The sequence below is a fragment of the Dorea sp. AGR2135 genome, assembly GCF_000420885.1.
GTDB lineage: Bacteria > Bacillota > Clostridia > Lachnospirales > Lachnospiraceae > Dorea > Dorea formicigenerans.
Window position 1 is genome coordinate 96,773 of record NZ_ATVU01000009.1, and the last position, 15,067, is coordinate 111,839.

The 15,067-nt window shown below is 37.9% G+C and carries 13 protein-coding genes; 1 reads left to right on the top strand and 12 read right to left on the bottom strand.

Annotated elements, in window-relative coordinates:
- Positions 1-12: 12 nt before the first annotated feature.
- The 12 genes from G593_RS0107845 to G593_RS0107900 all read right to left on the bottom strand — a co-directional run bounded on the left by G593_RS0107845 (position 13) and on the right by G593_RS0107900 (position 13,409).
- On the bottom strand, positions 13-984 hold the full coding sequence (locus G593_RS0107845; protein WP_029731311.1) for a hypothetical protein: 972 nt from the start codon (positions 982-984) through the stop codon (positions 13-15).
- Positions 971-2,503, bottom strand: a complete 1,533-nt coding sequence (locus G593_RS0107850) for an MBOAT family O-acyltransferase (protein WP_022279635.1) — start codon at positions 2,501-2,503, stop codon at positions 971-973. The genes G593_RS0107845 and G593_RS0107850 overlap by 14 nt, the downstream gene beginning before the upstream one ends.
- Before the next feature lie 16 nt (positions 2,504-2,519).
- Positions 2,520-3,128: a dTDP-4-dehydrorhamnose 3,5-epimerase gene (gene rfbC, locus G593_RS0107855; RefSeq protein WP_029731312.1), complete on the bottom strand. Its 609-nt coding sequence runs from the start codon at positions 3,126-3,128 to the stop codon at positions 2,520-2,522.
- Between the two features lie 136 nt (positions 3,129-3,264).
- A complete protein-coding gene (gene rfbD / locus G593_RS0107860) occupies positions 3,265-4,215 on the bottom strand; it encodes a dTDP-4-dehydrorhamnose reductase (protein ID WP_029731313.1) in 951 nt (316 codons plus the stop codon).
- Entirely contained in the window at positions 4,215-5,246 is a 1,032-nt protein-coding gene (gene rfbB, locus G593_RS0107865; RefSeq protein ID WP_005331716.1) for a dTDP-glucose 4,6-dehydratase, read from the bottom strand. The genes rfbD and rfbB overlap by 1 nt, the downstream gene beginning before the upstream one ends.
- A gap of 68 nt (positions 5,247-5,314) precedes the next feature.
- Entirely contained in the window at positions 5,315-6,211 is an 897-nt protein-coding gene (rfbA, locus tag G593_RS0107870; protein ID WP_005331718.1) for a glucose-1-phosphate thymidylyltransferase RfbA, read from the bottom strand.
- A 170-nt stretch (positions 6,212-6,381) separates the two neighbouring features.
- Positions 6,382-6,807, bottom strand: coding sequence for a hypothetical protein (locus tag G593_RS0107875; protein WP_029731314.1), 426 nt, complete (start codon positions 6,805-6,807; stop codon positions 6,382-6,384).
- A gap of 23 nt (positions 6,808-6,830) precedes the next feature.
- The gene (locus G593_RS0107880; protein ID WP_005337871.1) at positions 6,831-8,126 is read right to left on the bottom strand and encodes an AAA family ATPase; all 1,296 of its coding nucleotides are present in this window, start codon (positions 8,124-8,126) and stop codon (positions 6,831-6,833) included.
- 78 nt (positions 8,127-8,204) lie between these two features.
- On the bottom strand, positions 8,205-9,389 hold the full coding sequence (locus tag G593_RS0107885) for a MerR family transcriptional regulator (RefSeq protein ID WP_029731315.1): 1,185 nt from the start codon (positions 9,387-9,389) through the stop codon (positions 8,205-8,207).
- Positions 9,390-9,407: 18 nt separating this feature from the next.
- Positions 9,408-11,081 (bottom strand): AAA family ATPase, encoded by a 1,674-nt coding sequence (locus G593_RS0107890; RefSeq protein ID WP_029731316.1) that lies wholly within the window; start codon positions 11,079-11,081, stop codon positions 9,408-9,410.
- 104 nt (positions 11,082-11,185) lie between these two features.
- Positions 11,186-11,791, bottom strand: coding sequence for a GerMN domain-containing protein (locus tag G593_RS0107895; protein ID WP_005337883.1), 606 nt, complete (start codon positions 11,789-11,791; stop codon positions 11,186-11,188).
- Positions 11,792-11,795: 4 nt separating this feature from the next.
- The gene (locus tag G593_RS0107900) at positions 11,796-13,409 is read right to left on the bottom strand and encodes a glycosyltransferase family 2 protein (RefSeq protein WP_242827063.1); all 1,614 of its coding nucleotides are present in this window, start codon (positions 13,407-13,409) and stop codon (positions 11,796-11,798) included.
- Between the two features lie 305 nt (positions 13,410-13,714).
- Between G593_RS0107900 and G593_RS0107905 the strand changes: the two genes are divergently transcribed.
- Entirely contained in the window at positions 13,715-14,962 is a 1,248-nt protein-coding gene (locus G593_RS0107905; protein ID WP_029731318.1) for an IS110 family transposase, read from the top strand.
- The last annotated feature ends 105 nt before the right edge of the window (positions 14,963-15,067 follow it).

Here is a 15,067-nt window from a genome sequence, read left to right on the forward strand (position 1 = left end):
ATTCTCAAAGCTCTACTTTCCAGCAAGCATCTTTCCAAGCTCAGCGCTAAATTTTTCAGCTTCATCTTCATACATATGTCCTTCATAATCCGAAAATCCATTCAACGATTTATCCAGACTTTCTGTATCTATATAATTGTAATTATAATATGGAATCCCCTGTTTTGCCATATATTCCGCAAAATATGCATTCGCCTCTTCAAAGTTGTCCTGATACTTCTCCATTGTTTCCTGTGGAATCGGTGTTGTAATTACCACAAGCTCTATATTATTTTCTTCGCATAATTTCTTAAGTTTTTCAAAATATTCTTTTACTTCCGGCAAAATTTCCTGTCTGTCCCAGAGTTTCAAATTATCCTCTGTCTTCACGGCATCTGTTCTGTGAATGCTGACATGCCCTTTCCCTCCATAGTTCTGAACATCACTATTCCAGAAAGAATCGTCAAAGTTTTTATATGCTTCTCCAAGCTTTGTCTTGATTCTTTCAAATGGGTTTTTCAATCCGGTTCTACAAAGATACCATGGAAAAATTGTCATTCTCCAGTCTTGTCCCCACAGCAGTTGATGGTAATACTCTGCTTTTACCAATGATTTTGGAAACTCATCATACATTTCTCTATATTCTGCACCCTTGCTTTTTTCTGCCACCCAATAACCTGGATCCAGTTCATAAACCACTCGTTTCGGATGACCGACACGTATTGCTTCTTTTACGATAAAATAACTATCTGAAAGATACTCGCCCCCAAGACACATATTGATACTGTTACCGCCAGTATACTGATCTACAACTTCCGGCGCAATTGCAGCTTTTCCATGAGAAGTTCCTATAAATATATCTGTGTACTCCTCACCGTTTTCCAGATTATGCATATCAAACCGAAAAAAGCTATACGGTTTTGCCGCAAAGCAAAGCATTTCATTCACACAAATAATAATTATCATCAAAATTACCGGACTGACAAGTTTTTTAAAATTGTGCATAAATAAAACCTCCTGCTGTATCTGGCATTCTGCCAAGCAATGGCATTGCAAAAATCATTGCAAGATAAATTGCCCAACGAATTACCCATATCTTTGTAGAAAGAGACTGGCGAATCTTCGTTCCTCGTTCCTGTAAAAAACTGACTACAAAGCAAATTGCACAACATACTAACAGCACAGCAATAAATACAGGTGTATACTTTAAATTCATCTGCCCAAACTGTATATTTAATATCTGTGCAGGTTCAAAATATGTTACAGAATTTTTCATCATTGTAAGAGCCTGTGGAATTGTGTCCGCCCGATCAAAGTACCAGCTTATATTCACAAGTAAAAATGTCCGGATAATCTGAAATATATGCCAGCCTGTAGATTTATCGTCAATATGAAGCTTTTTCTTCCACTCTCTGTAATTTTTTGTCATCAGACCACTAAATGCAATAATCACTCCATTATAAATACCATATACTATAAACTTCCAGGCTGCTCCATGCCAGATTCCTACCACAAGGAACACGATCAGATTCGCTACACAGATTGGTAATGCTCTTCCATAATTTTTTCCAAACTTCTTCTTTGCGAATTTACCGAATTTTCCCATCCAGCCAGATAATGATACCGGGTAGAATACATAATCTTTCATCCATGTTCCCAATGTAATATGCCAGCGATGCCAGAAATCTGTAATAGAAACTGCAAAATACGGACGTTTAAAGTTTTCATCCATCTCTACGCCAAATAATTCTGCCACACCAATAACTACATCTACACCTCCTGAAAAGTCCGCATAGAGCTGTGCAGAATATGCCAGTACACCTAATATTGCAATTCCATTATAAGTCTGATACTGATTAAAAATTGCATCAACAAATACTGCTGCTGTATCTGCAATCAACATTTTCTTAAAAAATCCCCAAATTATCCGCTGAACACCACGTTCAATTCTCTGCCAGTCAAATTCATGTTCTGCGTACAAGGTCTTTGTCAATCGGTCAAATCTGCCAATCGGTCCCTGCAAAATCTGAGGGAAGAAAGAAACAAACAAAGCAAAACGAAATACATTTTTTTCCGGTTCGCAACGGTTCCAATAAACATCTAAAATATACCCTGCTGACTGAAATGTGTAAAAAGACAATCCAATCGGAAGTAATAAATGAAATGGGCCAAAATCTGTATGAAATAACTGATCAATATTCTGTACAATAAAATTCGTATACTTCAATACTCCTAACAGACCAAACACAAATAGAAGGGCAAGTATTAACACGCCCTTCTTTTTTTGCTTCGCATCTTTTTTATGTGCTTCATCTGTCTGGTCTATTCGATGAATTACAAGCGCTGTTCCATATGTCACAAGTGTTGTATATAGAATAAACCCTAAATACTGTATTCCGGCAGATGCATAATAAATGTAGCTGAAAAGCAACAGCCACATCCATTGACAGCGTTTCGGAATGATATAATATCCAACTACTGCCACAATCACAAATACCAGAAATTCTATTGATGTTAATGACATAAATATTTCCTCTTACTTAAAAATGAAATGTATCTTTCAGTCCTACCCAAAGCTGATCTTTGTCACTTAAGTTCAGTGCTGTTCCATCTTCCAGATGATATCCTTCTGCGGAAGCATTGCCCTTATACTCCCCTACAAGCTGTGGCCATTCTACACCGATCTCAGGGTCGTTCCATGCAAGACCACCTTCATCTCCCGGATGATAGAAGTCTGTACACTTGTAGCAGAACTCTGCAATCTCACTTAAAACAAGGAATCCATGGGCGAATCCTTCCGGAATATAGAACTGTTTCTTGTTCTCTTCTGTCAGCTCTACACCGAACCATTTTCCGTATGTCTCACTGTCACTTCTAAGATCAACAGCTGCGTCAAATACTGAACCTTTTACGACACGTACAAGTTTTCCCTGTGGAAACTCTTTCTGGAAATGTAATCCGCGAAGAACACCTTTTGTAGAACAAGACTGATTGTCCTGTACGAACTGCATCGTAAGTCCTGCCTCTTCCATATCCTTCTGATTATATGTCTCCATAAAGTATCCTCTTGCATCACCATGAACCGTTGGCTCAATGACACAAAGTCCCTTTATTCCACCTGCATTTTTTTCTACTTTAATCTGTCCCATCTTACATATCTCCTTTTGTGTGATTATGATGCATACGGGCACACATATATTATGTGCACCCGTCCATTTCATTTTCACTCTTTTTATTCGTCTTACAATGTCTCTTATCTGAGTCTATACGCATCTCATGAAACTTTTAGAGTTCACCTATGTTCAACTCTTTCAGATAACGTCCAAGTGCATCCTGCCAGGTCGGGAGTGGTGTAAAGCCATTCTCCACCAGTTTCTTCTTATCCAGTCTGCTGTTAAATGGTCTTGCAGCTTTGGACACTCCGTACTCTGCAGTTGTAACCGGATCAACTGTAATTCTGTCTTCTCCGTACTCTGTATGTCCCTGTTCTACAGCCTGACGGAAGATTTCTTTTGTAAAATCATACCAGCTGATGTATCCGCCTTCGTTTGTCGCATGATAATAACCATACTTATCTGTCTCGATCATGTCTACAAGCAGTCTTGCCAGATCAAATGTGTAAGTCGGTGTACCGATCTGATCATTCACTACACGAAGTTTATCATGATTTTTTCCAACTTTCAACATAGTCTTTATAAAGTTGTTACCATTCTTTCCAAATACCCACGCAATTCTTACGATGAAGTATTTGTCCAATGTCTCAGAAACTGCCAATTCTCCATCCAGTTTTGACTGTCCGTAAACATTTAACGGCTGATAATCCTTACAGTCCGGCTGCCATGGTTCTTCTCCCTGACCATTGAATACATAGTCCGTACTGGTATAGACCATCTTACTGTCAAGCTTCTTACATACTTCCGCAATATTTTTCGTTCCTTCTGCGTTTACTGCATGAACCTTATCCTTTTTATCCTCATCTTCTGCAAGGTCAACTGCCGTCCATGCTGCACAATGTATCACTGCGTCCGCATTTACTTCTGTAAGAACTTTCTCTACAGATGCTTTATCTGTAATGTCCATCTGCACATATGGCATAGATGCAACCGGTGTACCGTCCTGGATTCCATTATAGCTTTCCGCGATATCGGAACCGATTCCTTCGTAGCCACGCTTTGCCAGTTCATTCATCACATCATGTCCGAGCTGACCTGCTACTCCAGTTACCAGTACTTTCATTATTTCATTCCCTCCCGGTTTGCATACATTTTCTCATAGTAATTCTGATACTCTCCGGAAATGATCGTCTCCCACCACTCCTTGTTATCCAGATACCATTGGATTGTCTTTTTGATACCATCTGCAAATTTTGTCTCCGGCAGCCATCCAAGCTCATTGTGGATCTTTGTCGGGTCGATTGCGTAGCGCATATCGTGTCCTTTACGATCTGCCACATATGTGATCAGGCTTTCCGGTTTTCCAAGCTCTTTACAGATCATCTTAACGATGTCGATGTTCTTCATCTCATTGTGTCCACCAACATTGTAAACTTCTCCCACACGTCCGTTGTGGATGATCAGGTCGATGGCTCTGCAGTGATCCTCTACATATAACCAGTCACGCACATTTTCACCTTTTCCGTATACAGGAAGTGGCTTATCATTCAGTGCATTTGCAATCATAAGCGGAATCAGCTTCTCCGGGAAATGGTATGGTCCGTAGTTGTTAGAGCATCTGCTGATTGTTACAGGCAGTCCGTATGTTCTGTGGTACGCAAGAACAAGAAGGTCTGCGCCAGCTTTTGATGAGCTGTATGGGCTGCTTGTGTGGATTGGTGTCTCCTCTGTAAAGAACAGGTCTGGTCTGTCCAGTGGAAGATCTCCGTAAACCTCATCTGTAGATACCTGATGATAACGTTTGATACCATATTTTCTGCAAGCGTCCATAAGAACTGCTGTACCTTTGATATTGGTATCCAGGAAAACTTCCGGGTTCTCGATAGAACGGTCTACATGACTCTCTGCTGCAAAGTTTACAACCATGTCCGGATGCTCTTCCTCAAATAATTTGTAAACAGCCTCACGGTCTGTGATGCTCTCTTTTACAAAACGGAAATTCGGGTTGTCCATCACTGGTGCAAGTGTAGATAAGTTACCTGCATATGTCAGGCAGTCCAGACAAACGATACGATAATCCGGATATTTGTCTAACATGTGAAAAATAAAGTTACTTCCGATAAATCCAGCTCCGCCGGTTACGATAATTGTCATAATTAAAAATCTCCTTTGAATTACTTAGTCAAAATTTATAAAAATTCTTCATTTTTTATTCTAATATCTTAGTACAGATCCTCTCGGTATTTTCCGTCTAAGACATCTTTCAGATATTGACCATACTGGTTCTTTTTCAATACCTCGTAAACTTCCAGAACTTCTTCCTTTGAAATCCATCCGTTTAAGTATGCAATCTCTTCCAGACATGCAATCTTACGATGCTGATGTGTCTCAACTGTCTTTACAAAGTTTGTAGCATCTACAAGGCTCTCATGTGTACCAGTATCCAGCCATGTGAATCCCTGTCCGAGAAGTTCTACATTCAGATTACCCTTCTCGAGATATACACGGTTCAGGTCTGTGATCTCCAATTCTCCACGGGCACTTGGTTTCAGACTCTTTGCATACTCAACAACTTTATTGTCATAGAAGTAAAGTCCTGTTACACAGTAGTTGCTCTTTGGATGCTCCGGCTTCTCCTCGATGGAAATTGCTTTTCCTTCGTGATCGAACTCAACGATACCGAAACGCTCCGGATCATCTACATAGTAACCAAATACTGTAGCACCTTTGCCTGTCTCAGCATTTTCTACTGCTGCTTTCAGACGCTTGTTCAGTCCATGACCTGCGAAAATGTTATCTCCAAGAACCATAGCAACTGTATCATCACCGATGAACTCCTCGCCAATGATAAATGCCTGGGCAAGTCCGTCCGGGCTTGGCTGAACTGCATAAGAAAGATGTACACCAAACTGATGTCCGTCTCCTAACAGCTCTTTGAATCTCGGTGTATCCTGTGGTGTAGAGATGATCAAGATATCACGGATCCCTGCATTCATCAGCACAGACATCGGATAATAAATCATCGGTTTATCATAAATAGGTAATAACTGTTTTGATGTTACCATAGTCAGAGGATAAAGACGTGTTCCAGATCCTCCTGCCAAAATAATTCCTTTCATATAGGAACCTCCTTGTAATAGATACAATACATAGTTTTACCATATCTTCTAAAGTTATGGCATGTTCATGATTGCATTATAAAAGGTGACCTAGGGTCACCTTCAAGTACTTTTTATAAAAAATGTGACTTTTTTGTAATATTTAAGAAAATCTTCAGGAATTCGTGAATCTAAATCCGTTCTTCCATCTTTTCAGTAGCATATTGCAATTTTGCTCCATACTTATCCTGAAACTTCCTGACCGTATTAGATTTCAATTCATGTGTTCGCATTTTTTTAGCTATAATTCTATAAAACATTGCATATCCTTTTAATTCTGCTCTGAATCTTCTTTCCGTAACCTCTAATTGTGAAACAGCCGTCCTAATATCACTACCTTTAAGTTCTATAAAATACGCTGACTTAGTCGAATCATTCAAAACCAAATAATCGCAACACGTCTCATCAACTACCAATTTCCCATCCAATTGATATTGTCGCACATCCGACTTTCCTTTATCATTAATTGCCCGGTGCTGGCAACTGCTTCCCCTATCACGAGACACGACAATTTTCTGATTCTTTTCACATTCCGACTTTTCTGCCGTAAGTAACATATTGCCTCCTTATCTTTCTGTGCTTAACCTTTCAACTCTAACATCTTATCATAATCTTCGTTAATCTGTTCTGAAACCCCGTCAATCACTTCATTTTCAATAGACTTGAACTCTTCATCAAGACAGGATTTTATTTTTCCATTCTGCACAAATATTGCATTTACTTTATCATAATTAAGCCATTTATTTTTACTAATAATTCGACTTAATTGGCTCTCATCTACATCTTTTGAAACCTTATCAGCATATAACAAGTTATTAATTGTTCCTAATATATACGGGCTATGTGTTGTCAAAAATAGTTGATTACCATTACCATTGCACACTAGAGCAATAAATTCCATTACCAGTTTCTGTGAATTTGGAAATAGATGTGATTCCGGTTCTTCAATAATGAAATAAGTGCTCTCTCCATTTAGCAAATAATAGAATAAAACATTTAATATCCATACGACTTCCTGTTGACCAGAAGACGCATAGTTCAACTTCACATATCGATTCTTGGATACCTGCAATCGTTCCTCTCCGTCTTTGTTAATATATTCTCCCTGTAGCAATTGTTTCATCAAAGAAATAGATTCTTTCGCTCTTTCCTCATCAATTTTTATATATGTCATCGATATTACATCATTCAGCATCTCAACCGGACTGATTGTAAATACTGATTTCATCTGCAATATCTTTTCCAGATAACTTCTTGTGCAATAATCCATATTGCGTTTTTGAATATCGTCCATGGAACTGTAAATATAATTCATCTGATTACTCAAAAGTGTAATCATACTTCTTCCAGCCGGGATATAAACAACATCCGTCTTATCATTGAAAAATTCTTTGATTTCACGTTCCGTTAATTCTAATATCGGATCTGGGTGATTGTGAATTTCTTTACTTCGATTTTCAAGCATTTCAAATAACTCATTAAAATCTTTGCTAAAATCCACTTTAACTTCATACAGTCCTTCTTTGTTCTTTTCAAGAAAAACCTTCAATATCTTCTTTTCCGTATATTGATATTGTAAAAACATATCTCCATCCAAGCTTCCTGTTATTCCAAAAATCTGCAAGAAATTAGCCCGGACTTCTTTCATAAAACGTTGCTTAACCGTTACATTTCTTGACTCTGCTACGTGTCTGTTCAACAAATATTTCTTCTTATACTCCACAAACAAAATATTCTTTATATTTTTGAAAAAGAAAATACTTTTGGCAATTGTACTTTTGCCAGATGCCTGCGGACCTGTGCACACCATAAATTCTTCAATATTAATTTCGCATTCCTCTATCGGTCCTAGATGTTTTATATATAATTTCTGCATTCACATAATCCTTTCGCACTGCAAATATTAAAATAGTTGATATATATATTATGATTATATATCAACTACTCTTACTTCTCAACATATTTCCGCTACAAACACGCCCGCGTCTTTCGTAATCCGGAAGCCTTTTTCCGTCTTTTTCCGCACATAAGTCTGGAACTCTTTATACCGATCCAGTATATACTGGCTTTGATTTCCATGACAGGACAATATATACGATATCAACGGTTCTGGATCTGGAATTACGAGTTCATCTTCGTATGTCCTCCAATGAACATCCGTAAAATATTGCTCCAGTATCTCAGCCCCATTCTCTCTTCCAAATCTTTCATACAGTTTTTCTGCTGAAAGTACGATCCGATCATCAAAGCTCTGTACCAATTCACTGACTTCTTTCATATGCTCGCTACCATAAGTGCTGCACACAAATCTTCCACCAGGCTTTAGTACACGCTTCACTTCCCGGCACACCTGTGGTATATCCTCACAGTAAAACAATACATGTCCGGCAACTACCAGATCAAAGCTCTGATCCTCATACGGAATTCTGTGGCAGTCAAAATGCCGAAACCGGAACCTATGGTCTCCAATCCCTACATTACGTCTCGCATCCCGAAGCATACCTTCCGATGTATCTGACAATGTAATCTCTATATTCTCTGGAAGTTTGTCTTTATTTTCCTTCCAGAGCGTTCCATCACCACAACCGATTTCCAACACCTTCATGCCATCTCTCACACAAAGTTGCTCATAAATCCACGGAAACCATCCCTGTTTATTCACAGAATAAAGACTGTGCAGATTAATTCTGGCTGATATATTGGACGCATCCTGATACTGGTTCTTCATGCTCTTCTCCATACCTGTCAGATGAATCAGATTCAGCATCTGGCTCCAGTCAATGGTGTGCTCCTTCTGAATCAGTTCCGATGTATCCTGTATTGCTTTTTCTACAAGCTGCATCTGCTCAATCTTATCTCTCACAAGCTTCAATTGAATGTTCAAAGAATTCAGCATGAAATGATAATCTGCATCATCAATGGTCATCTCTCTGATATCATCCAGCGTAAATCCCAGGTACTTCAAAAGAAGAATCTGCTGCAGTCTGGCAAAATCTTCATCTGTATAGAATCTTGCCCCTGAATCCGACACGTACGATGGCTTTAAAATATTCTGTTTGTCATAATACCTGATTGTCCGGAGAGTTACATTCGCCATACGTGCGAACTCTCCGGACGAATAATAACCTGGCTTTTTCATTCTACCTTTGTTACACCTTTATTCTTCACATCTGCCAATCAGACAACTCTTCCGATAAAATGCGGCTCCATATTTTATCACTTTTTGATATCCCTGAGCATACATACCATCTGCATAATGCATCTCTTCTATCTGGTTCAGCGCTCTTTTTTCTTCCTTTTGCATACTCTCCAAACTGTCAGCAATCTTCATTTCCATAATAGCTGCCTGACGCTTTTTCTTATCCTTTATGACAAGATCCGGTCTTCCCAGTCCACTTTCATAATTAGACTCCACAATATAACCTGCATTTGCAAATAATCCTGCTAAAAATGCATGGTAAAAACTCTCCGCATAATCATGGTAACTGATAGTCTCAAACAACAACTCCGATATCAAATCTGACAATCTGCCAGTATCTGCATTCCACAAAACCTCGAACAACTTGCTTCTGTCACGAACAGCTATTTTCTCATCAAACCAACGCACTACACTTTTCCTAAAAATATCCATAATCTCTGCATTTGGAATTTTCAAAAATGCTTTCGTCTTTCCAGACACCGGATTTTTAATATCCTTGGTCAGATATCCAGTCAAATACAACACGCTCCACAGATTTTCTTCCGAATCTGTCAGATTCTCATATGTCAAGTTTTCTGTAATGTTGACCTCTATTGTATCGCCTGCAAGAAGTTTCTCAAAAGAATCCGTCACATCCATGCCTTCACAGGATAAAAATGTACGGATGATATCATTATGACTGGTATTTTCCCAGAAATTCTCCGGTTCGCTTTCTGATTCGAATGCCAGTTTATTTAAATAACACAATACATCCCACGGGCAGTAAATCTCTGTCTTTCCAAAACAGTATCCATCATACCATTTTTTGATCCGATCGAAATATTCAAGATTATCAGTATTCTCTAAAAGTTCTCGTACTTCCTCATCCGTAAAACCAAAAAAGCTGCTGAATCTTTCATCCGCAATGGTATCTGCCACAAAATTATTGGTACCTGTAAAAATACTCTCTTTCGAAATACGCAGACAGCCTGTGATTACTGAAAATTTAAGTGATGCATTATCCTTTAACGCCTGACTCATCATTGTACCGATTACATCTAGCATCTCGTTATAATATGACTTGGCTCCTGCCTTTGCCATCGGCACATCATATTCATCAATCAGCAGGATCACCTGTTTTCCATAGTATATCTGCATCATACGCATTAATATTCTAAGTGAAATCTGTACATCTGTTTTATTTCCCTGCCGACGTTTCAGTCTGGTAAAAATCTCTTTATACGATTCATCAATTTCAGCGCATTTTTCTAAGTAAGCATGCTCGACATATAACTGTGAAATAATAGATTGTAATAATCCATATGCATCTTCAAAGGATTCCCCACCTGCATCTTTAAAGCTAAGAAAAATCACAGGCCATTGATTCATCCACAATTCACACAGCTTTTGATCTTCAGCAATCTTCAAACCTTCAAACAAGGCTTTGCTATCTCTGCGAATATCAAAGAAAGAAGCCAGCATACTCATGACAAGCGTCTTTCCAAATCTGCGAGGTCTTGTAAAAAGTGTAATCTCCGCAGGTTCTGTCTTCACCAAAGCCTGAATCAGTTCCGTCTTATCCACATAGTAATAATCATTTTTCCTAATCTTCTCAAATTCAGAAATACCAATCGGGATATTATATCGAATCACTTTTCCACCTCCATGTCAATTATATATTTTTATTATAAAGCAACTCCCGGCTTTCCACAACGAAAAACCGGGAATTCATATTTTTACCATGTTTTTATATATTCTTATTCAAAACGATTCATATATCCAGGATATTCTGCATGTCCTGTCTCTAAAGTATTTCCTTCCACCGTAATCTTGACTTTCTCACAACCATATGCATCTAAAAATGTATTTACAATGCTTCCGATTGTATAATACTCACCGGTTGTTCCCTTACTGCAAACATATGCGCCAAATGCTTCATTAAAATCCACATCCAGACTCTTCACTCCATCTACAGTCTGTTCTTCACATTTTAAAACTCGAACGTCTGAAGACAGCACCGATTTTTGAACTAATGCGTTCACAATATTCTCTGGTGTCAGTTCATCTATCTTTACACTCTCAGCTACAAATGCAGTTGCATCATCATTGCTAGTATAAATAGTAATTTCTGCTGATTTATCTTCCTGTACTGTTTGATTTTCTTTTTTGTCAGAATCATCTTCCATCTGATCAGCCTTACTCTGTTCATCTTGTTTTTCATTCTTCTGGTTATCATTATCTGATTTCTGTTGCTCATTTATCTGGTTATCAGACTGCGATGCATCTGTACTTGAAGAATTGCTACAAGCTGAAACTGACAATAAAACTCCTGTTAATAAAACAATAAACATTTTCCTTTTCATTACGTTATCTTTCCTTTCCAACCACGGATTCCGCCCATGGTGTATATACCAATAATAAATCATTCCCACGAATTTTGGTACATATTTCTACATCTCTTTGCAAACTTTTAGATTTTGATATTCCATTTTTTATTTTTTTCCACAAACTTTTCTTGAACATAATGTCATCAAATGTTATTGCCTGCATATTTTGTTGCATAGATTGTCGGTTCATATACCCCACACATAATCGAGGTAGTTTTTTAAATACTTCTTCAATAGTTCCGTCCTTTTTTATAAATAAACCTGCATTTTTGATTGTTCCATTAGAAAAATACATTTTTCCACCAACTGCTCCCACATTTTTTCTCATAGTATTAGAAACAAATGTTTCAATATAATTATCTGACACTTTTATTATATAGGAAGACAAAACTAATATATATTCATTTTTCGTTTTTTCAATCCCGTAATTTAACATCTCCGTATTATTACATTTCTTTTTCCATGGTAGAGTATTGATTGAGATTCCATCAAATTCGATATCCCCTTTGTAGTTTCCATCTACAACGCAGAACTCTACCCTATCTCTTCCATAATCATCAGCAATTTTTATCAATGTATCTTTAGGAATCGTATTTTTTGTCTCTTTGACTATCACAACAGACACTCTTGGCTTTTCTTTTATTGCATATTTTACCCGATAGAATCCTGGATATTCTGTCATCTGTACTTCTGCACTTTCTCCACAACGTTTCAAATGATCCTCAATGACTTTCTTGCCAGCATCGAATGCATACCTTTTACTTTCAGGATTTTCTGCTGTAGATTGCTCGTGCATTCTCCAATGATATAATACTTTAGGAATTCTAACAATATTATCCGCTCGCTCTGTACATCGAAATATCATATCATAATCTTGAGCCCCGTTATACTCACCTCTAAATCCACCAATCTCCTTCATTAAAGATGCCTTGGCTATAAAAAAATGACAAATATAATTATTAGATCTTAGCATATCTAAATTAAACTCTGGTTTAAAATTCGGTTGAAAATGTTTTTCTCCAGACATGGTTATCTTATCTTCATCCGTATAAATAACATCCGCATTTTCGTCATTGACAGTTTTTACCGCTTCAAACAATGCATCCGCAGCAAGCATATCATCATGATCCAAAAGCCCAATATAATCTCCTTTTGCAATACTTAAAGCTTTATTGGTATTTTGTGCTATTCCCAGATTTTCAGGCACATTTACAACTTGAATTCTTTTATCCATTTCTAGATATTGGTTTAAAATTCGAGCAACCTCTTCATTCTCTGGGTTTGCATTCGCAATACACAATTGCCATTTTTGATAAGTTTGATTTCGAACTGAATCAAGCATTTCCCGCAAATAAGGGATTGGTGTATTATATACTGGAACTAAAATGCTAAATAGAGGCGTGTATGGAAATTCTTTATTTCGCTGTTTCGTCAGTTCTTCCTCACTAACTTTATTTTTTTCATACCACGCAGCATAATTTTTATCCTTTATCTGACCTTGTCCTGTTAAAGTAGCAATTCCACCAAGTATTCCATATCTTTTATAAAACTGAATTCCCTTTTTTATAATTCCTTTTTTCATTTTTATATCCATTCCTTTCGCGCTGCTCAAGGCACAAAACGTCATGAAAAAACGTTGGCTTATTGCAGCTATCTTTTTATAATTGTTTCCATAGGGATATTCAGTATACTACAAATCACGGGGAGGTGAGTGGGCTGTCCGTTCATCGGATGACCGTATTTTTATATGTGTAGAATGCTTTTTCAAGCACAAATAAGTGTGCCCTGAGCACGTAACCTTATCTTTGTAAAAACAACTCTCGTTTTTATCCTAAGCATTCAGTCAATGCTGTCTACTCCCTATAATCTATTGAACCTATGGTTCTGAAAGGAGTCCCTATGGCTTTAAAAATTGTGTATCAAATCTGTTGTGGTATTGATGTTCACAAAACTTTTGTTGTTGCCTGCATCGCTTCCACTAACAAACAAGGTGTTACCATCTACAAGCGCCATCGTTTCTCAACCTTCACACAAGGGTTAAAGGAATTGTTACAGTGGCTGCTTGACAATCATTGTAAGGATGTCTGCATGGAATCTACCGGTAAATACTGGATTCCTATTTACAATGTTCTGGAAAAAGATTGCAACATTGTTCTTGCTCATCCTAAATATGTTAAGGCTATCCGTGGAAAGAAAACTGACAAGAAAGATGCCAAATGGATTGCTGACCTCTTCAAGCATGATCTTGTTGCCGGTAGCTTTATGCCACCCGCTGATATCAGACAGCTTCGTGATCTGATGCGCTATCGTTTTAAACTGACCTGCTTTATGTCCAGCGAGAAGAACCGTCTCCAAAACTGTCTCACGGTTTCCAACATTCAGTTGGCTTCCGTTGTCTCGGACCCCTTTGGTAAAAGTTCTCAAAGAATCCTGGATAAGATTCTCGAAAATCCTGATGATACTTCTTTTGATATTGAACCTTTAATTCATGGTTCCATGAAGAAAAAACTTCCCGAACTGGAACTCGCTATTGACGGTTTTATCACACCTGAACAAGCTGGTAAATTAAAGGTTATCAAAAAGCACTTTGAAGATTTGGAATCCCGGAAAGCAGAGCTAGAAAAACTGATCCTTGCGCTCGCCAGTCCCTATCAGCAAGAACTCGACCTAATCCTAACCGCTCCATCATTCAAAAATAAATTCACTGCTATCGGAATCATTTCCGAAATTGGTGTGAACATGGAGGCTTTTCCTTCGGCGAAACACTTATGCTCATGGGCTGGTCTTACTCCAACCAACAATGAAAGTGCAGGGAAGAAAAAATCTGTCCGGGTTTCCAAAGCCGGATGTTATATCAAACCACTTCTAGTTCAATGTGCCAATTCAGTGGTTAAAAGTGAAAAACATCCTGAAATCCGTAACCGCTATCTTCGTTTAAGAAAACGTCGCGGTCACAAGAAAGCAATCATTGCAATAGCAAGAATGCTTCTAACAGCATTATACAATATGCTGAAAAATAAGGAACCCTATAATGCTGAACTTTACCGAAAAAGTGATGCTCTCCCTGTCAATCGTGAGATTACAATTGAACAGGCAATCTTAATTGCACAGTTCCAAGGTTATAAAATCAAGTCAGCTACTGAATAGACCTTAACTTTGCTACATATTCAATTTTAAATGACCACCATCTGATGGTCTTTTTGTGATGTCCTTAATGGAATGGATATCCTCTACTATTCTTTTTCAACCTTT